The 22,153-nt window shown below is 64.8% G+C and carries 23 protein-coding genes; 7 read left to right on the top strand and 16 right to left on the bottom strand.

What is annotated here, in order from left to right; all coding sequences use genetic code 11:
• Positions 1–503 (top strand): Abi family protein (locus Q0X61_RS08820; RefSeq protein WP_297742165.1); only part of this gene is annotated, 503 nt, incomplete at its 5' end.
• Positions 504–587: 84 nt separating this feature from the next.
• Here the strand turns inward: Q0X61_RS08820 and tpx are convergent.
• Positions 588–1,082 (bottom strand): thiol peroxidase, encoded by a 495-nt coding sequence (tpx, locus tag Q0X61_RS08815; RefSeq protein WP_297742164.1) that lies wholly within the window; start codon positions 1,080–1,082, stop codon positions 588–590.
• A 131-nt stretch (positions 1,083–1,213) separates the two neighbouring features.
• Between tpx and ppk2 the strand changes: the two genes are divergently transcribed.
• On the top strand, positions 1,214–2,149 hold the full coding sequence (gene ppk2 / locus Q0X61_RS08810; protein ID WP_297742163.1) for a polyphosphate kinase 2: 936 nt from the start codon (positions 1,214–1,216) through the stop codon (positions 2,147–2,149).
• 22 nt (positions 2,150–2,171) lie between these two features.
• Complete coding sequence (locus Q0X61_RS08805) at positions 2,172–3,026, top strand: rhodanese-related sulfurtransferase (protein WP_297742162.1); 855 nt, start codon at positions 2,172–2,174, stop codon at positions 3,024–3,026.
• Positions 3,027–3,092: 66 nt separating this feature from the next.
• On the opposite strand, the gene Q0X61_RS08800 is transcribed toward Q0X61_RS08805, so the two are convergent.
• From Q0X61_RS08800 to Q0X61_RS08770, 7 genes are all read right to left on the bottom strand, one after another.
• The gene (locus Q0X61_RS08800; protein ID WP_297742161.1) at positions 3,093–3,509 is read right to left on the bottom strand and encodes a hypothetical protein; all 417 of its coding nucleotides are present in this window, start codon (positions 3,507–3,509) and stop codon (positions 3,093–3,095) included.
• Between the two features lie 35 nt (positions 3,510–3,544).
• Positions 3,545–3,817: a hypothetical protein gene (locus tag Q0X61_RS08795; RefSeq protein WP_297742160.1), complete on the bottom strand. Its 273-nt coding sequence runs from the start codon at positions 3,815–3,817 to the stop codon at positions 3,545–3,547.
• Between the two features lie 2 nt (positions 3,818–3,819).
• The gene (locus Q0X61_RS08790) at positions 3,820–4,596 is read right to left on the bottom strand and encodes a hypothetical protein (RefSeq protein WP_297742159.1); all 777 of its coding nucleotides are present in this window, start codon (positions 4,594–4,596) and stop codon (positions 3,820–3,822) included.
• Positions 4,593–4,928, bottom strand: a complete 336-nt coding sequence (locus Q0X61_RS08785) for a hypothetical protein (protein WP_297742158.1) — start codon at positions 4,926–4,928, stop codon at positions 4,593–4,595. The genes Q0X61_RS08790 and Q0X61_RS08785 overlap by 4 nt, the downstream gene beginning before the upstream one ends.
• 244 nt (positions 4,929–5,172) lie before the next feature.
• Entirely contained in the window at positions 5,173–5,415 is a 243-nt protein-coding gene (locus Q0X61_RS08780) for a hypothetical protein (protein WP_297742157.1), read from the bottom strand.
• 429 nt (positions 5,416–5,844) lie between these two features.
• Positions 5,845–6,516: a Pr6Pr family membrane protein gene (locus Q0X61_RS08775; RefSeq protein ID WP_297742156.1), complete on the bottom strand. Its 672-nt coding sequence runs from the start codon at positions 6,514–6,516 to the stop codon at positions 5,845–5,847.
• Between the two features lie 150 nt (positions 6,517–6,666).
• Entirely contained in the window at positions 6,667–7,047 is a 381-nt protein-coding gene (locus Q0X61_RS08770; protein ID WP_297742155.1) for a hypothetical protein, read from the bottom strand.
• A 37-nt stretch (positions 7,048–7,084) separates the two neighbouring features.
• Here Q0X61_RS08770 and Q0X61_RS08765 point away from each other — a divergent pair, with 37 nt between their 5' ends.
• On the top strand, positions 7,085–7,741 hold the full coding sequence (locus tag Q0X61_RS08765) for a SatD family protein (RefSeq protein WP_297742154.1): 657 nt from the start codon (positions 7,085–7,087) through the stop codon (positions 7,739–7,741).
• A gap of 107 nt (positions 7,742–7,848) precedes the next feature.
• Here Q0X61_RS08765 and typA read toward each other — a convergent pair whose 3' ends face one another.
• The 7 genes from typA to dhaK all read right to left on the bottom strand — a co-directional run bounded on the left by typA (position 7,849) and on the right by dhaK (position 13,939).
• Complete coding sequence (gene typA, locus Q0X61_RS08760; protein WP_297742153.1) at positions 7,849–9,711, bottom strand: translational GTPase TypA; 1,863 nt, start codon at positions 9,709–9,711, stop codon at positions 7,849–7,851.
• A 166-nt stretch (positions 9,712–9,877) separates the two neighbouring features.
• The gene (locus tag Q0X61_RS08755) at positions 9,878–10,198 is read right to left on the bottom strand and encodes a putative quinol monooxygenase (protein WP_297742152.1); all 321 of its coding nucleotides are present in this window, start codon (positions 10,196–10,198) and stop codon (positions 9,878–9,880) included.
• A 76-nt stretch (positions 10,199–10,274) separates the two neighbouring features.
• Complete coding sequence (locus Q0X61_RS08750; protein WP_297742151.1) at positions 10,275–11,147, bottom strand: patatin family protein; 873 nt, start codon at positions 11,145–11,147, stop codon at positions 10,275–10,277.
• A complete protein-coding gene (locus Q0X61_RS08745; RefSeq protein ID WP_297742150.1) occupies positions 11,144–11,575 on the bottom strand; it encodes a DUF3151 domain-containing protein in 432 nt (143 codons plus the stop codon). The genes Q0X61_RS08750 and Q0X61_RS08745 overlap by 4 nt, the downstream gene beginning before the upstream one ends.
• A 41-nt stretch (positions 11,576–11,616) precedes the next feature.
• Positions 11,617–12,327: a dihydroxyacetone kinase phosphoryl donor subunit DhaM gene (gene dhaM / locus Q0X61_RS08740; protein ID WP_297742149.1), complete on the bottom strand. Its 711-nt coding sequence runs from the start codon at positions 12,325–12,327 to the stop codon at positions 11,617–11,619.
• Positions 12,324–12,944 carry a dihydroxyacetone kinase subunit DhaL gene (gene dhaL / locus Q0X61_RS08735; protein WP_297742148.1) on the bottom strand — a complete coding sequence of 207 codons (621 nt, stop codon included), beginning with the start codon at positions 12,942–12,944 and terminating at the stop codon, positions 12,324–12,326. Before dhaL ends, dhaM begins: the two co-directional genes overlap by 4 nt.
• The gene (dhaK, locus tag Q0X61_RS08730) at positions 12,941–13,939 is read right to left on the bottom strand and encodes a dihydroxyacetone kinase subunit DhaK (RefSeq protein ID WP_297742167.1); all 999 of its coding nucleotides are present in this window, start codon (positions 13,937–13,939) and stop codon (positions 12,941–12,943) included. Before dhaK ends, dhaL begins: the two co-directional genes overlap by 4 nt.
• Positions 13,940–14,123: 184 nt before the next feature.
• Here dhaK and Q0X61_RS08725 point away from each other — a divergent pair, with 184 nt between their 5' ends.
• The 3 genes from Q0X61_RS08725 to purD are packed head-to-tail and all read left to right on the top strand — an operon-like array spanning position 14,124 to position 16,857.
• On the top strand, positions 14,124–15,407 hold the full coding sequence (locus Q0X61_RS08725) for an adenylosuccinate synthase (protein WP_297742166.1): 1,284 nt from the start codon (positions 14,124–14,126) through the stop codon (positions 15,405–15,407).
• Between the two features lie 17 nt (positions 15,408–15,424).
• Positions 15,425–15,607: a DUF6767 domain-containing protein gene (locus tag Q0X61_RS08720; RefSeq protein ID WP_297742147.1), complete on the top strand. Its 183-nt coding sequence runs from the start codon at positions 15,425–15,427 to the stop codon at positions 15,605–15,607.
• A gap of 29 nt (positions 15,608–15,636) precedes the next feature.
• Entirely contained in the window at positions 15,637–16,857 is a 1,221-nt protein-coding gene (gene purD / locus Q0X61_RS08715; RefSeq protein WP_297742146.1) for a phosphoribosylamine--glycine ligase, read from the top strand.
• Between the two features lie 137 nt (positions 16,858–16,994).
• Here the strand turns inward: purD and Q0X61_RS08710 are convergent, their stop codons facing one another.
• Positions 16,995–22,046 carry a S8 family serine peptidase gene (locus tag Q0X61_RS08710; RefSeq protein WP_297742145.1) on the bottom strand — a complete coding sequence of 1,684 codons (5,052 nt, stop codon included), beginning with the start codon at positions 22,044–22,046 and terminating at the stop codon, positions 16,995–16,997.
• Positions 22,047–22,153 lie beyond the last annotated feature (107 nt).

The raw sequence follows: 22,153 nt of genomic DNA, 5'->3' as shown, positions 1-22,153 counted from the left end.
ACTACCGCGACGACATTAAGCAAGGCAATATTTACAAGCCTGAGGCGTATAACCGTATGCCGATTTGGGTTGCGGTAGAGGCGTTTTCATTTGGCAGCCTATCCCGCCTCATAGAGGCTTCCAAAGACTCTGGCGTGTTAGATGACATTGCCGAGTCGATGAGTACCTCTCGTAGGCTCCTGCCCGGGCAGGTGAAATCATTCGTCTACTTGCGCAACCGGGTAGCTCATTGTGCTCAATTGTGGAATCACCGGGTGCTTGACGTTCCAGGCCTGCAGCCCAAGACCGCCAGACGAGTCAAGCAGCGTTATCGAAACTTCTCGGACCATTCAATATACAAAATCCTTGTCGCACTCGATGACGTTGCTACCCGTTCTGGAATCTCGGGCACCTGGTTACAAGACACCGTTGAACCAATCCTGAACAAGAATCCACTCTTTGCGCGGGGGATCGCTGAACCGGTTCGATACGGCGAAATGGCTCCTACGCCCCGTACTGTGTAGCGACCCCCCCCTGACAAAAACCGGTGGGCCAACCCCTTCCGCGAAGCGAAGAGGCTGGCCCACCAGAATAGGTGCAGTCTGAACTCAGAGCGCAGCGAGGGCTGCGTCGTAGTCCGGCTCGTTAGTGGTTTCTGCCACCTGCTGGGTGTACGCGACGGTGCCGTCGCCGTCGATGACAACGACCGAGCGCGAGAAGAGCCCCTCGAGCGGGCCGCTGGTGAAGGTGACGCCGTAGTCGGAGCCGAAGCTTGAGCGGAAGCCCGACGCGACAATGGCGTTCTCAATGCCTTCGGCGCCGCAGAAACGGGCCTGCGCAAAGGGGAGATCCATCGACACGTTGAGCACGACGGTGCCTTCCAGACCGGCTGCCTTCTCGTTGAAGGTGCGGACGCTCTTGGCGCACACGCCGGTGTCCAGCGACGGGAAGATGTTGAGCACGATCTTCTTGCCGGCGAAGTCAGCCAGCGTGACGGGGGAGAGATCCGAACCGACGAGATCGAAGCTAGGAGCCTTCGAGCCCACAGTGGGGAGCTCACCAATAGTGGTGACGGGGGAATCCTTGAACGTGATGTCTGCCATATCTCGATCCTTGCCAACGATCGCCACAGATTCAATACCTCACGTTGCAGCCAACAGCGAACACGGTGACACCTGCGGCAGAACCGCCAAAGTTCACCTGCCGCTCAACAGAAGGTGATGAACTAGGAGCCATGAGCCGTAACCAAAACCTGCGCGAATACATCGACCAGATGCGTGACGAGGGGTACACCGTCGCCGATGTGCACGGGGAAGACCCCTACCTGATCGACCCCCTGGGCAACGCCGTGGAAACCTGGCGCGACCGCTACCCGTACGACGATCTGCTCGGCAGAACCGAGTACGAGAAGGAAAAACGAGAGCTCCAAATTGAGCTGCTGAAGTTCCAGTATTCGGCGCAAGATCACGGCACCAAACACATCATCATTTTCGAAGGTCGCGACGCAGCGGGCAAAGGCGGCGCGATCAAACGCTTCACCGAGCACCTCAACCCCCGCACGGCTCGTGTCGTTGCGCTCAACAAGCCCACCGAGCGCGAGCAAGGCCAGTGGTACTTCCAGCGCTACGTCGAACACCTCCCGACCTCCGGTGAGATCGTGCTGTTTGACCGATCCTGGTACAACCGTGCCGGAGTGGAGCGCGTGATGGGGTTTTGTACCGATGATGAGTACAACATCTTCATCCACCAGGCGCCCATCTTTGAAGAGATGCTGATCGAATCAGGCATCACTGTGACGAAGCTCTGGTTCTCGGTCACCCAGCGCGAGCAGCGCACTCGCTTCGCCATCCGCCAGATCGACCCGGTTCGCCAGTGGAAGCTGTCCCCGATGGACCTCGAATCGCTAGGCCGCTGGGACGACTACACCGCCGCAAAGTCGGCCATGCTGAAACACACCGACACCGTGCTGGCACCGTGGTATCGCATCAAATCCAACGACAAGAAGCGCGCCCGCCTGAACGCGATGCGCCTCTTCCTGGACCTCCACGACTACGACGGCAAGGACCCGTCGAAGATCAAGCCGACCGACCCGCTCATCGTCACGCGCGGCCGCCACAACCACGCCGACAAATCACACCCGGTTCACGAGGGCCGCGAAGACACCGACTAGCCACCAGTGGGATGATCGCCTCGTGCAGAAGGTCATCTTGTTCTACAAATTCACGCCGCTGCCGGACCCGGAGGCGATCAAGCATTGGCAGCTCGCGCTCGCCGGCTCGCTAGGCCTGCGCGGGCGCGTCATCGTCTCCCCACACGGCATCAACGGCACGCTCGGCGGTGACCTCGACGCACTGAAACGCTACGTACGCCTCCTGCGTGACTACCCCGGATTCAAAGGCACCGACATCAAATGGTCCGACGGCAGCGCCGACGATTTCCCCCGCCTCAGCGTCAAAGCGCGCGCCGAGATCGTCACCTTCGGCGTGCCCGACGAGATTCGCGTCGACGAACAAGGCGTCGTCGACGGCGGGATCCATCTGAAGCCGCACGAGCTGCACGAACTCGTCGAAGCCAAGCCTGATACCGTCTTCTTCGACGGCCGCAACACCTACGAGGCCGGCGTGGGGCGCTTCAAGAACGCGATCATCCCCGACGTCACCACCACCCGCGACTTCGTCGGAGAGCTGGACTCCGGCAAGTACGACCACCTCAAAGACAAACCCGTCGTCACCTACTGCACCGGCGGAATCCGATGCGAGGTGCTCTCGTCGCTCATGAAACACCGCGGCTTCGAAGAGGTGTACCAGCTCGACGGAGGCATCGTGCGCTACGGAGAAGAGTTCGGTAACGACGGACTCTGGGAAGGCTCGCTCTACGTATTCGACCGCCGCGGCGTCGTCGATTTCGACGAGGGGGCCGCCGTCGTCGGTGTGTGTTCGGTGTGCGGCAAGCCGACCAAGCACGTCGGCGACTGCGCGGACGTCTCGTGCACCGAGCAGATGGTGGCCTGTCGGACGTGCGAGCCCAGGTGCGTGGCGCACGCTTGAGAGCCGAGGGCCCGGGTCCGACATCGCGTGCCCGGCCGGACCCGAGCATCAGCCCCGAAGGGATGCTCAGTGTGTGAGGTGCTCCTCGATTGCTGCCCTGGCGGAGGATGAGAGCGTCGTGACAGGTAAGGTGATGACGTTCGTGGGCCCCCCACCGGATGAGAACCATCTGCTCCAGCTTGCCGCATTGCGCACGGACACCCGGCGAAGTGCTTCAGGCTTGGGGGCCAAGAGGACACGGTGCTCGCGGCGACGAACCTCGGAGAGCTCGTGCCACTGCAAACGCCAAGCGCCCAGCCCCTTGGTCTCCAGACCCCGCGATGACACGAACACCGTCGTCCGACTTCTTGCCAAGAACATGACACCGAAGGCGCCCCATTGGCACACCACGAGGACTGTGACGAAGCCGCCCCAGGTGAACGAATCGGAGAGCGCGACGATTGTTGCAGGTAGGGCGATGCAGGTAATTCCGATGCTTGCCATGCCGAGCCACCAAGCCCGGGAGTAGCGTGCTTGGATCATTCCGAAGCGCCCCGTACCCGGTGGAGGCGTGCTTTGAGCGCATCGCTTCGCGCCTGCCACTCCTCGGCCTGGGCGTGCATTCGCGCTTGGAACTCATCCAGACCCATCATCGGCTGGATCTCGTTGATGAGCGTCCGGGCAAAGGGACTGTCCTGTTTGAGCAGCCGCTGCAGAGCCTGCGTCAACGAGCGCTCCAACCTGGCCCGAGCAGTCTCATCCACCCCTGCCATGGTGTTGAGGGAGACGATGTTCTCAGGCCCGGAACGCATCGTCACCACGTTGTCATCGTCGTACGCGGTGTGCTGTTCCGACGCGGGGCCAGGCCCGGTGGCCAGTTTTTGGAGAATCCGTTCGAAGTCCGACATAAAGGTGTCACGCTCCTTCCCCGGAGGGGATTACAGGGGGGGTAGTACTCGGGATCCCAATCCGGGAGGCTCGGGAGGCCTTGGCCACAGAACTTGGCACGCTGATCGCGCACGAGAGTCTCCAGCCATTCGATGCCCAGATTGATGAGATACAGCAGGAATGAGAGGGCTCCGGCCACGAGCGTGACATTGCCCAGGAACGCGAACACCGGCGCCTCAAGGATGGCAATTACCGAGCCGGCTCCTCCTGTGACCACCAATGCGATGATGTCGACGACGAAGATGAACATCGCCGCGACCGTTGCGATCCAGGCGACCCAAGTGGCCAGCCAGCGGACGGCGTCCACGATGTAGTCAAGGATCTGCAGGATGTTCTCGGCGAGCCAGAGGAGGAAATCAGCGACCTGCTCCCAGAAGGGTCGCTGACATTCAGCGTAGTTGCAGGCTGCTTCGGCTGCCTCACCCCGCCACTCTCCGAAGAGTTGGGCGCAATCGAGGGGCTTGCCCGACTTGATCGCCTCTGCAGCATCAATGAGCCGATCCACGGAAGCATGCGCTGGGGCGGGATCGAAATCGATGCGCTCGATCGCCTCGCTCACCCTGAAGCTCATGCCCAACTTGCCCAAGACCGTGTCGGCGTCCCGGATGGTCTGTTGCGAGATCGTTGCGCAAATGGTGCTCATAGTGCCCCCAACGTCGTGTTGATCAGTCCGGCGTGGCGGCTCTCCACTGTCTCGTACTCTGTTGCCGTCGCCTCCGCGCGCTGGCGGAACGACTCGGTCATCTCGTCGAGAAGCTTGGTGGTTGATATCAGTTCGCTGAGCAGCGATTCGATCGATGATTGCAATTCACTCGCCATCGGAGGCAAGGGGAAGGAGGTCGCTCCACCGAGCGCCTGCGCTGCCGCTGACGACGCGGTCGTGCATCGCTCGACATGGTCAGCGGCCATGCGTCTGAGTGAGCTGGGCGCGAACTTCACCCGGGAGCCAGATCCTGTCAAATGACGTTGCGCCATGCCCTTAGCGTATCCGCCGCATGGCTCATCTCGGGCTTGCAAGCGCAACACGCCGCTCGACGTCAGCCCAGCACCGGCTAGGGCGACGAGCACCTCCGGCCGGGGTCCAGGCGGTCGGGCAGGGCGGTGAACTCGCCCCGGTGGGGGTAGAGACCGGCGACGATCGAGGCCACCTCGTCCACGGTGCGCGGGCGATGGAGCACGATGGGGGAGGCGGTGACCGCCCCGGACTAGTTGGTGAAGCTCATCGGAATGTCCAGCCCCTTCCACGGTAGGTGTCCCAGTGCGCCACGACGCCCTCGGCTTCCCCGATGGAGGCGATCTGCGTCTCGTAGACCATGAGGCCGACGAGACGCATGCAGGCGCGGCACTGCACGGCGCGGACCAGCTCGAGCACGTCGTCGCGTTCGTGCAGCGGGGAGCGTCGGGCACCGATGAACAGCTGAATAGCCGTCGTACCTTGTATGACGCATCGACGCCGATGCACATGCGCACCTTGCCGGCGCGGACGGGCAGGACGTCGTCGATGAGGTCGAGGTACGCCACGGAGTCCACCATGAGGGTGATCTGCGAGGCGAGCCGCTCGTCGGTACCGAACTCGGCCAGTGCCTCGCGGTGCACGGTGGGGTAGGGGACGACGATGTCCTCGATACCTCGCGGGCCAGCGCGATGGCCTCCGGCAGCGAGTAGGCCAGCACGCCGGCGTAATCCTTGAGGGAGAGCGCGTGCCGGATGGCAGCCACCGAGAGCAGCGGCTTCGACGCCATCCGGATGAGGAGATCCTGCGCGCGGGCGTGCATCTAGGCGGCGTTGTGCTCGAACGCGGCCACGTCGACAGCCGCGAAGGGCGTGCTCGTCCCACCCAGCGCGGCGAGGAGAGCATCGGAGGGCGTGTGCGACGACGTGGGCGTGGGGCTCAGTCTAGGGGGAGCACCGCGGTGGCCGGCGAATCTGCGACGGGCCTCGGGGCGCGCCGACGACGCCACGCGTCCACCAGCCACATCGCGGCGGCGAAGACGAAGAAGAACACGAGGATCGCCACGATGTAGAGGCTCACCTCGGCGCCGAGGGTGTCGACGTCGAGGATGGTGTACGGGTACCAGTGCACGATGGCGCCGCGGACGAGCGTCACCACCAGCCACACGATGGGGATGATCGTGGCCCAGCCGATGCGGCGCCAGGTGGTGTGCCGGGGCCCGAACAGCAGCCACACAATGGGGGTGAGGATGGGTGTCAGAATATGCACGAAGAAGTTGTTGATGCCAGGGAGTCCCGCGTGCCCGCCGGTATCGAGCAGCAGGTTGAACACGATGCCGGTGATCGCGATGCAGACGGTGGCCGTGATGCGGATGACGTGCCAGCTTCGCGCCCAGTCGCGGCGGAACACCAAGTCAAGTGCAGATATGGCGACCAGCAGGTTCGACATGAATGTGAAGAACCTGAGCTGCGTGAATGGCGTCACCACGAGGCCGAAGAGGAACCCGCCGACGCCGGAGGAGCCCTCCCAGCCGATGATCCACGATGTGATGATTCCGGTCAGGGCGCACAGGGCAAGCGCCGCGTAAGCCGCGCGGGGTAGAACATGCATGGCGGAGATCCTAGGGGATCAGCCGCGCAGCGAGACTGCGCCGATGACCGTTATCCTCCACGTCTTCAAAAAATCGCCTCAGCGAGGGGGTCGCGAGCTTCTCGTGGAGGATAACGGTCAACTTTCGCAGATGCCCGTGCCGTCGTCGGCCTACAGCCTCACGAGCGCGTAGGCGATGCCCGCAAACGCGCAAGCCCACAGTATGCTGGCGAACGTACCGATGATGAACACCTCGCCCAGCCGGGGATCGTCGCCGTTGCGCAGCTCAGGGTAGCGCCCCAAACCCTTGACGGCAAGGATAAATGCGAGACCAGACGGGAAGCCCGCGACGATGCACGCGTAGGTGGCGGCGCGTTCCAGCATGCCGATCCAGCGACCGCCCGGAAGCCTTTGCCAAGTGTCGAGGATCGTCGGGTCAGGGTTCGGTTGCGGCGGGTTGATGTGACGCAGCAGCGCCCGGATCACCGGGTTTGCGAACACCGCCAGGAGGCCGCATCCGGCAACGATCAGTGCTTGCAGGAGTACAGGCATGACGTTCACTCCAACCTAGTTAAGCTAGTATCTTCATGTGGAACAAATACAGGTATTTTCTACATGTGCAGCGGTGGTGGCGGATATCGTCAGCTCGCGCGCATCTAATCGCGAGCGATCCCACGCGCACGTGCTCGATGCCATCACCCAAACCAACGCCAACATAGCCCAACTCGACCCGCTACGGGTCACAGTGGGCGATGAAATCCAGGGCGTCTACGCCACTCTCGGCGACGCCTTGTCCGCTACGCTCACCCTTCGCAACCTGCTGGCCGGGCACGTCGACCTCCGTTTCGGCATCGGCGTGGGCGAGGTGAGGATCATCGACGCCGAACGCGGCATCCAGGACGGCTCCGCCTGGGTGCTCGCGCGGGAAGCGATCGAGGCGGTGGAGCGACAGTCGCGTGAGCCCGGCCGACGGGGCCTCCGCACCGCCGTCCGCGACGACACACCTTCCGCGAATCCGCTTGTGGAGCCGGCGGCGCAACTCATCGATGCGCACCTCGCGGCGCTTGGCGCGGGGGCGCGGGAATCGTTCTCTGCGCTGTATGAGGGGCTGGACAACCAGCAGGCTGCGGAGCGCCTGGGGATTACCGCGTCAGCGAACTCCCAGCGGGTGAACAACAACCAGCTCCGCCCGCTGCTCACGATGGCGCAGGCGCTCACCGCGCTGGGAGGTACCGACGAAAAGTGACCGTTATCCTCCACTAGAAGCCGACGACCCCCCAGCTTTCGGCGATTTTTTGCAGGCGTGGAGGAAAACGGTCAAACGGCCGCGCGGCACTGTCAGCGGCGCGGCGCTCAGCCCTTCTTTTCGCGGTTGCGGATCTTGGAGCGCTCGTGGGCGCTCAGGTGCACCTTGCGGATCCGCACGATTTCGGGCGTCACCTCGAGGCACTCGTCAGCCGCGCAGAACTCGAGCGACTGCTCCAACGACAGTTGCTTCGGCGGGACGAGCCGCTCGAGCTCTTCGCCAGTGGAGGAGCGCACGTTGGTGAGCTTCTTCTCCTTGGTGGGGTTCACGTCCATGTCGTCCGGGCGCGGGTTTTCGCCCACCACCATGCCTTCGTACACCTCGGCGCCCGGGCCGACGAACATCGTTCCCCGCTCCTGCAGGTTGAACAGCGCGTAGGAGGTGACGACGCCGGTGCGGTCAGCGACGAGCGAGCTCGTCGGACGCGTGCGGAAGTTGCCGTGCCAGGGTTCGTAACCCTCGGCTACGTGGTTCATGATGCCGGTGCCGCGCGTTTCCGTGAGGAACTCGGTGCGGAACCCAATCAGCCCGCGCGCCGGCACGATGAACTCCAGCCGCACCCACCCTGTGCCGTGGTTCACCATCGTCTCCATGCGCCCGCGCCTGAGCCCCATCAGCTGCGTGACGGTGCCCAGGAACTCCTCGGGCACGTCGACGGTGAGCCGCTCGGTGGGTTCGTGCAGCTTGCCGTCGATCATCTTGGTGACCACCTGCGGTTTCCCGACGGTGAGCTCGAACGATTCGCGGCGCATCATTTCGACGAGGATCGCCAGCTGCAGCTCTCCTCGGCCTTGCACCTCCCACGTGTCGGGGCGGTCGGTGTTGCTCACCCGGATGGAGACATTGCCGATGAGTTCCTGGTCCAGGCGCGCCTTCACGAGCCGGGCCGTGAGGTTCTTCCCCGACTTGCCCGCCAGCGGCGAGGTATTGATGCCGATCGTCATGGAGATCGACGGCTCATCGACGTGGATGAGCGGCAGCGGCTTCGGGTTCTCGGGGTCGGAGATGGTCTCACCGATCATGATCTCGGGGATGCCCGCGATAGCGACGATGTCGCCCGGCCCTGCCTTCTCCGCGGGCTTGCGCTCGAGGGCTTCGGTCATCAGGAGTTCCGTGAGCTTCACGGTCTCGACGCTGCCGTCGCGCTTGCACCACGCCACCTGCTGGCCGCGACGCAGCTCGCCACCCACCACGCGCAGCAGCGCAATCCGTCCCAGGTAGGGCGAGGCGTCGAGGTTCGTGACGTGGGCTTGCAGTGTCGCACCCTCTTCGTACGTGGGGGCGGGGATGTGCTCAAACAACGTTGCGAACAGCGGTTCGAGCGTCGTGGAGTCGGGCATGCTGCCGTCAGCGGGCTGGGTGAGCGACGCCCGGCCGGCCTTCGCGGAGGCGTAGACGATGGGGAAGTCGAGGGCGTCGCCGGCATCGTCGTCAAGCAGGTCCATGAACAGGTCGTAGGTCTCGTCAACGACGGCGCTGATGCGCGCATCCGAGCGGTCTACCTTGTTCACCACCACGATGATGGGCAGCTGCTTGGCGAGCGCCTTGCGCAGCACGAAGCGGGTCTGGGGGAGAGGCCCTTCGGACGCGTCGACGAGAAGGATCACGCCGTCGACCATCTCCAGGCCGCGTTCCACCTCGCCGCCAAAATCGGCGTGGCCCGGGGTGTCGATGATGTTGATGACGGCGTCGGTGCCGTCGGGGCGACGGTGTTTGATCGCCGTGTTCTTTGCGAGGATCGTGATGCCCTTCTCGCGCTCGAGATCCATCGAGTCCATCACGCGGGCGTCGACGTCGGCACCCTCGCGGAACGCGCCAGACTGCCACAGCATCGAGTCGACCAGCGTGGTCTTTCCGTGGTCGACGTGGGCGATGATGGCGACGTTTCGCAGATCTTCACGGGTGGGCATGGGCGCTCCTCACAGTTGGGCCGTGCTGAGTGTACGCGCGCCCGGGCTTCCCCGCCTAGTCGTGCCCGTGAAGGCGACGTGTGGTGCACTAGGCGGGGAACGCCCACCGACGAGTCGGCCCGACGGTGCGACGGCTTCAAAAGCGCGTCGCCCGAGGCCAACGTGGTCAGCTGACCTGCAGCTCGCCCATCTCGTCCCAGCCCTCGCCCTCGACGGTGCGGGAGACGATCTTGGGCGTGGCGGCAAGATGCGGGCGCATGGCTTCGAGGCCGGCCTGGAAATGCGGGGCGCTGACGTGCGCTTCGCCGGCGCCGTCCTTGAATGCCTCGACGAGTACGAACTCGTTCGGGTCTCCCACCGAGCGCGACCACTCGAACCAGAGGTTGCCTTCCTCGGCGCGGGTGGCGGCGGTGAACTCGGCGACGGCGTCCATCCACTGGTCGACGGACTCGGGCTTCACTTGGTACTTGACGACGATAAAGATCATGCCTCGAGCCTAGACGCCCCGATCAACGGGTGCTCGCCGAAGCTCGGCCTGACCTGCGCGCGGGCCAAGCCCCAGGTCAGCCGCCCAGAAAGTCGAGGATCCGTGGGAGGTCGCGTCGGGTCTGTGTCATGCCCTGGAGATACACGTCGGTGAGACGGGCGACGTTGCGCTCGGCGTTGGTGATGGGCATGCGATCCGGGCTCAGCACGAGGGCGTGTCCGTCGCGTTCCAGGTCGAAGAGCTCCTCGCGGGTGCGGTTGTAGTTGGCGGGCCGGGCGAACAACCCCTCGGCGACGGCGGGGTAGCGTCGCAGCGCCGCCCGCATCGCTCGCCGGGCGCGCTGCGGGCCCTTCACATAGTCTCGGGTGCGGGTAGTGACGACGAGGAAGCGTCGGAACCCGGCCGCCTTCGCCGCGTCGATGGGGTAGCCGCCGGTGGGGCCGAGGGCGCCGTCGCAGTAGACCTCACCGTCGATCACCGTCCAGGGCATGAGCAGCGGCATCGTCGACGACGCCCGCACCCGTTTGAGGAGGTCCAGCGGCTCCTCGATATCGTCTCGGCCCCAGTACACCATCGCACCGTCGGTGGCGCGGAAGCCGCCGACGGCGAAGGGCGCGGGATTGGTTTGCACGGCCTTGAAGTCGAGAGGGAGCACCTCACCGGGAAGGCTGGAACGCTCGTAGATCCACTCCGCGTTGAAGTAGCCGCGGCCGCGCATCCAGGAGACCCAGCCGCCGAAATCGCGTTCGGCAGCGAAGTCGGTGAACGCGCGACGGGTGCGCTCCTGGTCTCGGACGAGCCAGTTGACCGTGCAGGTGGAGCCTGCGGAGATGCCGCCCACCCAGCCGGTGCGGACGTCGCGTTCGAGCAGCACGTTGAGCACACCGGAGCTCCACGCGGCGCGCATGCCGCCGCCCTCGAGGACGAGGGCGACGTCGCCTGCAATCACTGCGCCAGTGTCTGGAACGCCTCTTCCGAGGAATCACGCAGGAACTGGGCGCAGCGCGCCTGCTCGTCGGTTTCCCCGATGCGCCCCGCGGCTACGCTCAACGCCCACAGGGCCCGCAGGAACCCTTGGTTGGGTGCATGCTCCCACGGCACGTGCCCGGTGCCTTTCCAGCCGTTTCGACGCAGCGCGTCCAGTCCGCGGTGATATCCGGTGCGTGCGTAGGCGTAGGCGGTGATTGACGATGCGAGCGTGTCGTCACGCAGACACGCCTCAGCCAATAGCGCCCACACGAGTGACGACTGCGGGTGGGCGGCCGCGACGTCCAGGAAGCCTTCTTTGCCAGCCTCCCGGATAGCCTCCACTGCAGGATCGACGGGCAGTTCTACCCGCACGTCGGTGGCCATCAGGTTCGGATGCGTCTCGGTCATGGGCATAGCCTAGTGCCCCGGCGCGGAATGGTCACCGTCGGCTACTCTCCGAGCCCGCTCGCGATAAACTGCACGACGGCGTCCTGCGCGGCTGCGGCTTGCGGGCCTTGCGTGTAGACGTGCAGCATGTCGCCGCACACTGCGCCGAGCGCCATGAGGCTCACGGTCGATTTTGCGTTGACGGGCTGCCCGTCGCCGCGCGCGATCAAGATCTCGGCGTCGAACCCCATCGCGAGCGCAGCCAGTTTCGACGCCGGCCGCGCGTGCAACCCGATCGGCGAGGTGAGCAACGCTTGGGCCGAGTTCCCCTTCGACGATTCGGTGGCGGGCTGCAGCACGTCGACGGGGACTCGGCCAAGCGCAGCCCACTTGGCATCGAGCGCCGACTCCGCAGCGTCGATCACCGCATCGAGCGAACCCCCCGTCGCTGCCGTGATCAGCCCAGCGGTGAGCCCCTCGACGATCGGGGCGGCCGCGATGCGCACCGGGTACGGCGAACCCAGCAAGTCGATGGCGGTCTCAGCGCTCATGATGGCCGACCCCATGTCGACGAACACCGCGACGCCATCAGCGCTTGTCACGTCCTCAATAGCCGTCATGACGGTGGCGGCATCCGTGCCGAACGAGCCGCCCGGCATCCCAGCGGCTGTCGCCACGGGCGGCATTTCGCCGTGCACCATGATGGCCGCGAGGTCGAGCGCGGCCTGGGCGAGCGGGGCTGAGTGGGATACGACGACGATGCCGACGCTCACGCCATCACCTCCGCCAACGCTTGGACAAGCAGCGTCGCGGACGCGGCGCCCGGGTCGATGTGCCCGACGGAGCGCTGGCCCAAGTACGAAGCCCGGCCTTTGCGCGCCACCATGCAGGCGGTGGCATCCCGGCCACGCTCCGCGGCGACGACGGCTCGGGCCGCCGCTTCGGGGAACGGGGTTCCGGAGGTGTGCTCCCGCTCGAGTGTGGCGATCGCGGGGGTGAGCGCGTCGAACATGGTTTTGTCGCCGAGCTCCGTCTTGCCGCGCTGCGCGAGCCCGTCGACGCCGGCTCGCAACGCTGCAAGGAACTGTGCTTCGTTCACCTCCACGGCATCGACGGGGAACGCCGCGGACATGCGCAAAAACAGCGTCGCGAGCAGGGGGCCACTCGTGCCGCCCACGTGGCGCAGCAGCGACATGCCGATCGCTTTGCTCTGCGCCTGCAACGTCGGCTCATCCAGCGCGTTGAGGGTCTCATGCACGCCTCGAACGAGGTTTACGCCGTGGTCGGCGTCGCCGATGTGGGAGTCAAGATCAGTGAGGTGTTCTTCGTGGTTGGCCACGAGGGCATCGAAGCGTCGAAGCCACCTCGCCACAGTACCGACGGCGATCATGGCAGCACCGTCGAAAAGCTGATGAGCGGCGATGGCGCGTCGAGCCAGCGCAGCATCTCGTCGTCGGCACGCAACAGCGTGATGGAGCAACCCGCCATGTTGAGCGACGTGACGAAGTTGCCTACGCCGCATCTGGCCACGTGCACGTCGGCTCTCCGCAACAGTGGGAGCACCTCGCCTGCCATGAGCTGCAGCTCGATGAGCGGCGTCGCGCCGAGTCCGTTTATGAGCAGGGCGGCGCGGTGGCCGGCGAAGTCGAGGTCGTGGAGGATGGGGTCGACAAGTTTCCGGGCAATCGACGACGCCTCCGCCAGCGGTTCACGTCGCCTACCCGGCTCGCCATGGATGCCGATGCCCACCTCGATTTCGTCCTCTGGCAGGTCGAACGTCCGCTGCCCGGCGCCGGGCGTGACGCACGAGGTGAGCGCCATGCCCATCGAGCGGACGTTCTCGCACACGCGCTCGGCGAGCGCCACCAGCTCATCGAGCGGCACGCCAGCCTCGGCAGCCGCCCCAACAATCTTCTCCACGAACACTGTCCCCGCTACGCCACGCCGACCAGCGGTGAAGGTGGAATCCTCGACGGCGACGTCATCCGCGATGATGACCGTGCGCACGTCGATGCCCTCGGTCTGCGCAAGTTCGGTAGCCATCTCGAAGTTCAACACGTCGCCGGTGTAGTTCTTGACGAGGCACAGCACGCCTGCGCCGGTGTCGACGCCCTGGATAGCGGCGAGGATCTGCGTCGGGTTGGGGGCGGTGAAGATCTCTCCGACGACGGCGGCGTCCAGCATCCCTTCGCCCACAAAGCCGCTGTGCAGGGGCTCATGCCCTGCACCCCCTCCGGAGACGACGGCGACCTTGCCGCGTCGGGGTTTATCGGCTCGAAACACGACGCGGTGCTCACTGTCGACGCGCAAATCTGGACGAGTTGCGGCAAGGCCGCGGAGTGCATCATCGACAACACTGTTCGGCGAATTGATGAGCTTTTTCACAGCCGGCCCTTCCTGACGCAAATAGCGTAGCAACGCGCCGACATGAAGGAGAGCGAAGCCACGACGACATTGACCGATCGACGCCTCCGGGCACCCGGGAATGCTGAGATTGTGCTGTTTCGACGTAGAATGGGTGGCGGCCCAGGTGAGATTCCTGGGTCTGTTCATGGATTGGAGTGTGTGCATGCCGGGCGTCGTTGTCGTCGGAGCTCAGTGGGGAGACGAGGGGAAAGGCAAAGCGGTTGACCAGTTGGGGGACCGCGTCGACCTCTGCGTGCGTTATTCAGGCGGCAACAATGCGGGCCACACGCTCGTCGTGGACGGCGAGAAGTTCGTGATGCACCTGCTGCCGTCGGGCATCCTCAACTCCAACACTACGACGGTGCTCGGCAACGGGGTGGTGATCGACCTCGACGTGCTGCACGAGGAGCTGACGACGCTCAGGGAACGCGGCGTCCAGTTCGAGCACCCCCTAATCTCCGCCAACGCGCACATCATCACCGAGTACCACAAGGTGCTCGACAAAGTGACCGAACGTTTTCTCGGCAAGCGCCGCATCGGCACTACGGGGCGCGGCATCGGGCCGTGCTATTCCGACAAGATCAACCGCCTCGGCATCCGGGTGCAAGACCTCCTCGACGCCAAGATCCTGCGCGAGAAGGTCGAAGCCTCGCTCGACCAGAAGAATGAGCTCCTGGTCAAGGTGTACAACCGCCGCCCGATCCTCATCGACGAAGTGGTCGACGCCCTGCTCGCCCACGCGGAAGCGATTCGGCCCTACATCGTCGATTCCGGGCGGTTCATCAACGATGCGCTCGATGAAGGCAAGGTCGTGCTGTTCGAGGGTGCCCAGGCCCACCATCTCGACGTTGACCAGGGCACCTACCCATACGTGACGTCGTCGAACCCGACGGCGGCGGGCGCGGCCACCGGCGGCGGCATCGGCCCCACCCGCATCGACCGCACCATCGGTATCGCCAAGGCCTACACCACCCGCGTCGGCGAGGGCCCGTTCCCGACGGAACTCTTCGACGAGGACGGCGAGAAGCTGCGCGAGAAGGGTGGCGAGTTCGGCGCCACGACAGGGCGTCCCCGTCGCTGCGGATGGTTCGACGCCGTGTTGGTAGAGCAGTCGGTCAAGATCAACGGATTCACCGACGTCTTCCTCACCAAACTCGATATCCTGGACGGCTGGGAGAAGATTCCAGTGTGCGTGGCTTACGAGGTGGACGGCAAGCGCCTGCCGCACTACCCGGTGACGCAGTCCGAGGTGCACCACGCCAAGCCCATCTACGAATACGTCGACGGCTGGAGCGAGGACATCTCCGGCTGCCGTTCCTTCGACGAGCTCCCCGCCAACTGCCAGGCCTACGTGCGGCATCTCGAGGAGCTCATCGGCTGCCGCATCTCCGGCATCGGCGTGGGCCCCGGGCGCGAGGAATCCATCTCGATCAACCCGCTTGTCTGAGCTCGGAGCGCCGCGATATGAGCAAGCGTCCCACCGCGAAGTGCCCGCTTCGCCCGGGCGACCCCTGCTCGCTGTGCGTGCCGGGGAGCACCGGGCCGCAGGACTGCCAGACAGTGCGGCTCGTCATGGAAGACCCGGAAATGCGCGAACTGCTGCGCGAGAAGCAGCGCGAATGGCGAGAACGGCATCGGGGGGCGTGAACCTCGCGCATCGGCGGTAGGGTCGGGCTGTGAAGATTCTCTTGCTGGGCTCCGGCGGCCGCGAACATGCATTGGGTCGCACCTTGGTGCGCGACGGCAGCGAGCTCCACGTTGCGCCCGGCAACCCCGGCCTCGCGGAGTTCGCCACCTGCCACCCACTCGATCCTTCCAATTCCGACGACGTGCTCGCCCTCGCGCGAACGATCGCGGCAGATCTCGTCGTGGTTGGCCCAGAGGCGCCGCTGGTGGCAGGCGTCGTCGACGCACTGCGTGAGGGCGGCTTCGACGTGTTCGGCCCTTCCAAGGCAGCCGCGGAGCTGGAGGGCTCCAAGGCCTTCGCTAAGGACGTGATGCGCGCTGCCGGTGTCCCCACCGCGGACGCACGGGTGTGCACCACCGCCGACGAAGCCGCCGCCGCGCTGGACGTGTTCGGCCCCACCTATGTCGTGAAAAACGACGGACTCGCTGCTGGCAAGGGCGTCGTCGTCACCGACGACCGCGATGCGGCCTTGGCACATGCAGCCACCTGCGAGCGCGTCGTGATCGAGGATTTCCTCGACGGCCCCGAGGTGTCGCTGTTCGCCATCTGCGACGGCACCACCGCACTTCCGCTGCTGCCCGCCCAGGATTTCAAGCGCGTCGGTGACGGCGACGAAGGTCCGAACACCGGCGGCATGGGCGCGTACTGTCCGCTGCCGTGGGCGCCCGACGGGCTCGTCGACGACATCATGCGCGACGTGGTGCAGCCAACGCTCGACGAGATGACCAGGCGCGGAACCCCCTTCGTGGGGCTGCTCTACGCCGGGCTCGCGCTGACGACGAAGGGGCTGCGCGTCGTGGAATTCAACGTGCGCTTCGGCGACCCAGAAACCCAGGCGGTGCTCGCCTTACTCGAGACGCCACTGGCGCCGGTGCTGCGCGCCGCGGCTCGCGGCGAACTCGCTGACCAGCCTGCGTTGCAGTGGTTAGACGGGGCCGCGGTCGTCGTCGTGTCCGCCGCGGACGGCTACCCGGGAACCCCTAAGCGAGGCTGCCGCATCGAGCTGCCCGACGACACCGACTCGGCGTGGGTACTCCAGGCCGGCACCACCTTGACCGACGGTGCACTCACCGCCAACGGGGGGCGCGTGCTGGGTACCGTCGGGGTGGGGGCGAGCCTCGAGGCCGCGCGCGCTGCCGCGTATGAGCATCTGGCGACGGTGCACTTTGCTGATGGCTTTTACCGCACTGACATCGGCATCCTGCACTGATCTCAGCACCGACGCGCTGCCGGCGCTCGCTTGGGTGGCGGTTTTGTGTCCATGCATGGGCGCGAATGTGACAGTGAAGAACAACAGTGTGGGGTGGTCACGGCGTTGCGTGACCACCCCACACTCATGCAGGCCGGTTAGTTACCGGTCTTTGGCAACCCTGGCTTATCGATGGGTTCGCCCGGCTTGTGGCCCTCGATGGGCTGATCGCCGCGAGCGGGGAGCTCGCCGATGCGGTAGTTCGCCTTCGACGCCGACTGGAACGTCAGCGTGCCCTTGCCTGGTGTCGATGCGATGCGGGAGATGATGTTCCCCTTCGTATCGAGCCAGTACACCGGGCCGCCGGTGACGTTCACGGTGACGATGCCGTCGACGGTCTGTCCGGCGTTGCGGACCTTCACGAAGGTGCTGCCATCAGATTGCTTCTTGCACGTGATCTCGACGCGGTCGCCTTGCTCAAAGCGCGCCGTCATGGAACCGCACTCGCCCTTCAGCGTCGTCATCGGACGCTCGAGCGTGATCTCGACCGTGCGCTTCGACATCTTGCCGGACGCATCCGTGGCGACGAGCTCCACCTTGACGGGTGCGCCGAGCACCAGCCCGCTGACGTCCGCCGCGAGCGTGGGCTTCGGGTCGGCATCGTCGGTCACGGTGTAGGCCGCGAGCAGCTGCTCCATGATGTCCTTGTCCGGATTCACACTCAGCTTGTCCGGGCCGGCGATCACGGGCGCAGCATCGTCGACGGTGAAGCTCACCGATTCGGCTGCGGTGTTTCCGGCCATGTCGGTGGCCACCGCTTCCAGCAGGTGTTCGCCTGCTGGAAGGCCGTTCACCTCAATGGTGAGCTCGACGGGCGTACGCCCACCGGAAGCCGTCGCGTCGGGCGTATTGGCGCTCGGAGCCGACGACTGGGTCTTCGACTTGGCGTTTGCGGCCTGGGCGCTGCCCGTCGAAGTCGTAGCCGCTGCCTGCTGGTTCGCATCGAGCTGCGGCTCACCGTTCTTGAAATCGACGATGTACGCGCCCGGGTGCGGTTTCGCCTCGACGACGCGGGCACCGTACTCCTCACCATCGACGAGCACCTGCAGCGTGTGCAGGTTCGTGTCCGATGCGAGCACGGTGAACCGGTGCTTCGACGTGATGAAGTCGCCGTTCGAGACGCCCTTAAAGCCGACGGTGGGGGCGTTGTCGTCGAAGACGAGGGGGATGCCCCGCTCGAAGCCGTTGCTCATCTGGTCGCTCAGCGAGATGCGCATGGTGTGCCCGTGCTCGCCGTTGACCTTCGTCTCGAAGTCGCGACGGTTGACGTTCGCGCCGGGATCCCAGACGTTCTCGAACTCCTTCACTACGTTGCCGTTGATGGCCATGACGTAGCCGAACTCGTCGTCCCACACGGAGCCCTGGACGTCGATGTCGCCCTTCGGCCCGCCTAAGTAGATCGCGCCATCGGGTGCAATCTTCGGGGTGGTGACGAGCTCGTGACCAGGCATGTTGCGGTCATAGAAGAACCGCCAGCCGCTCATCTTCACGGAGTGGCCTTGCGCGTCGAACACCTCGTAGCCGAAAGAGTTGATGCCGTTCACGAGCTTCAGTGGCACTTCGAAGCGCAGATCGTCCCCGACGGGGATCTCCTTGCCGTCGACGATGAACTTGCCAGGCTTTCCGGTGAACATGCCCTTGAGCAACAGGTCAGCGCCATCGTCGCGCACCGTGAGGTTGTGGAACGACGGCTCGACGAAGTACGCAAACTTGCCGAATGGGTCCACCTCGCTGGAGGTATTGAGCCTCGGATCATCGAACACGATGCGCAACGCTTCGCCGGGCACCTTGGCCCCTGCAATGACGAACGTCTTCGTCGTGATGTTCACTCCGTCAGTGGCCTTGAGCGTCACCACGGCCTGATTCTTCTCAGGCTTGAAGGTGATCTCGAAGGTGCCGTCGTCGTTGACCTTCATCACTTTCTTGCCCATCGCAAGGTACAGGTCGCCGGCGCGGACGCTGGCGAGATCGTCGCTCACCTTGCCCTTGATCGTGATGCTGCCATCCTGGGCGGGGACGAGCTGGCCTGCATTGTTGAGTGGGGCATCCGTGATGTCCAGTACGGGGGCCTTGGTGTCGAATACGAGGAACACGGAGTCGCTCGCCAGTTCCTTCCCGTCCTTGTCGTACGCGACGAGCTTGTACTCGTTTCGTCCTGGCTTCACAGGCATCGTGACGCGGCCGCGTCCGTTCTGCACCTGCACCTCGACGCCGTTGACGGTGGCCTTAGCCGCGTGCTCACTCACGAGCACGTCAATGGTGACCTTGCCATCCCGGATCAGCGGCTGCCCGGTGATCGGGTCGACGGACTTCTCATTGACGGAGCCGTTGAAACGGTACGAGTCGAGGATCTTCGCGGTCGCGTTATCCAGGAAATCGAACTCCAGCGTGGAGTTGCCGGCTTCGTCGAACACCTGGAACGAGGCGTAGTGGCCCGCGCCCGTGAGATCGGCAGGAATGGTGATCGTCGCGACGCCGGTGGCGGCGTCGAATACCGGATCGGGGTAGTCCTTGCCGCTGGGACCGTCGTAAGCAATCACCGGATTCTTGCTGAAGCCCGCGCCCTGATCCGAGATTTTGAGCGTGTAGGTGATGGAACCATCGTTGTTCTTGACGTACGACTTGCTTTCCACCTTCGGGGCGACAGTGTCGACGCCCAGCGGGAGATCCGTCACCTGCCAGTCGAACTGGTCCGACAGCCGAGCGCGAATGCGCAGCGTGTACTTACCGTCTTGAACGGGCTCGAACCTGTCCGTCTGCGAGTTGTAGAGGGTGCCGTCCCACTTGTGGCCGAACGACGGGCTCGCTGCGGACAGCGCCGACTGAGCGATTCTCGACAAAGTTCGACGCTGCACGCCGTGCTCTTCGCCGAGCTCGCGGATGACCTTGCCGTCGCGTACAAGCTGGTACTGCACGGACGAAGCGGAGCGGAGGAACATCGGGGCGGGGAGCGCCTCGTCGAACACGCCGTCGCCGTTCGGGGAAATCCATTCGGTGGGCACCGCCCCGAACTTCAGGTAGTTGGACTGGATGTGGGACGAGTGCGGGTTCTTGTCACCGAACAGCTGGTCGAGCACCGACGGCTCTGCGGCCGTCGGATCCTGCACGATGGGTTCCTTGTTCCAATCGCCCGCGAATCCGATGTAGGGCACCGACAGCGACGGCTGCTTGGCGTCCGAGGAGGTGAGCTGCGCCCAGCCCTCGACCCAGTGGTCGGCGGCGCCGGCAGGGGTGATGGTGAAGTCGACGGTGGCCTGACCCTTCGCAGGCACCGTCACGCTGCTCGCCGAAGCGGTGAGCGTCTCGCCCTTCGAGCACTGGGTGGCGTTGCCGTTGGGATCGCGGGTTTCGCCCAGCACGCAGGTGCCGCCAGTGGTGAAGGAGTACGCCTTGTCACCCTTGTTCTCCAGCGTCACCGTGAACGTCTTGGCTCCGCGCAGCTCGCGAAGCGGCACGTTGGGTACGCCGTCGACGGTGGCGAACACGCTGCTCTCCAGCGCGGCCTTGGTGTCGACCAGGCCGGCGCCCATCTGACGCGGCGCGTAGGGGACACCGTCCTTCTCAAGCACCTGCGCGGTGTTCGAGAAGGACGTGCGCAGTAGCGTGTTGCGTTCCCTGTCGCTGAGCTCCGGGAAGCGCTTGGCGTAGGCTTCACGACCGAGTGCAAACACGCCGGCAACGTGAGGCGCCGCCATCGAGGTGCCGGAGTTGTCCTTGTACTTGTTGTCGTTGACGGTGGAGTACACCGAACCGCCGATGCCCGCGAGCTGCGGCTTGAAGTTCAGCTCAGGTCCGGTTCCCCACGAGGTGAACGACGACGGCGCCAGCTCGTCGGCGACGGGCAGCGCGATGCGGCCGTCGGTGAGCTTCAGCTTCGTTTCGCCCGCGGCAATCATCTGCTTGAGCTTTTCGCCTGTCGACTGGTAGAGGAAGGCGCCGGGGATCGTGATGTCGTCGATGCCAGCCATGCCCTGGAATTTGTCACCACCGGCTGCGTTGTTAAAGATGATGACGCCTGTGGCGCCCTTCGCGATCGCGTTGTTGAACTTCTCTGAGAAGGCGATCTCACCGCGCTGGATCAGTACGTAGTTGCCTTTCGCCTCCGCCGGAATTTCGTCAGACTTGCCGACGCCACCGTCGACCAGCACGTGTTCCTTGCCGTCGGCGGTGCCTGTCTGCAGCTGGTAGCCGAACTTCTCGACGGTGCTGCCCTGGACGGCTTCAGCTTGGCTGCCGATGGACTGTGTGTTGTTGATCGACGCGATGGACAGGGCCTCGGGCGCGCTCGCGGGGCTGCCGTGGGTGCCGTTGTCGAACATGCCCATCGCATCGGTGAGCGTGCCGTCGGGGGAGCCGTTGAGGCCCTCGTTTCCGGCGGCGACGATCACCTGGACCCCAGCAGCCTGGGCATTGGCGATGGCGCGGGCCTCGCCCACGGAAGCCTGGCCGGTGCCGTTGGGCGAGCCGAGCGACATGTTGATGATGTCTGCACCGTGCTTCACGGAGCTTTCAATGGCGGCGATCACGTCGTCTTCGTAGGCGCTCGGACGGGTGGCGTCGTTCGAGAACACCTTCATCGCCAGCAGCTGAGCGTTCGGGGCGATGCCGCTGATGCGTCCGTTCTTGATGACGTCCCTGTCGGCACCACCATTGGCCGCGACGATGCCCGCGACGTGCATACCGTGCTCGCTGCCCGCGGTGTCGAGAACCTCGTTATTCTCGTCGGCGAAGTTCCAACCGTAGGGCACCTTCTCCGTGAAGCCCTTGGTGACGGCGAGCTTCCCCTTCACGCCGTCATCAAGACGCATGTCCTGGTGGTGGATGTCGATGCCGGTGTCGATGATTGACACCACGAGGCCACGGCCGTCGACGTCGAAGTCGGAGCGAGCCTGTACCGAGTGGCTGAGTTCCGCGGCGGTCTCCATAGACGGTTGGAACGTCTTCAGCGGCTTGACCGAAGCGACGTCCGGATCGAGGGCCAGCGCAGCGATCTGGTTAGCTGGCAGCGTGGCCGAGAATCCTCGAACCAGCAAGCCAAACTTGCGCTTCACACTGAAGCCTTCTTTGCCTTCCCATCGAGCCAGCACCCGGTCGACCGCAGCGATGCCGCGGCTCTCAACGTCCTTGCCGGTGGGCTGCTGTTTCAGCATGACCATGACGCGACGTGGTTCGTCGGCAGGGCCAGGGACGCTTTGCGCATCGGTTGGGACGCCGCTGCGGGCTGCGAGCGCGTCGGGGGTGGGTAGATCTCTTGGGG

This window comes from uncultured Tessaracoccus sp. (genome assembly GCF_947255005.1).
Taxonomy (GTDB): Bacteria; Actinomycetota; Actinomycetes; order Propionibacteriales; family Propionibacteriaceae; genus Arachnia.
Note: the sequence above shows the minus strand (reverse complement) of the source record. Positions and strands in the feature narration are given on the sequence as shown.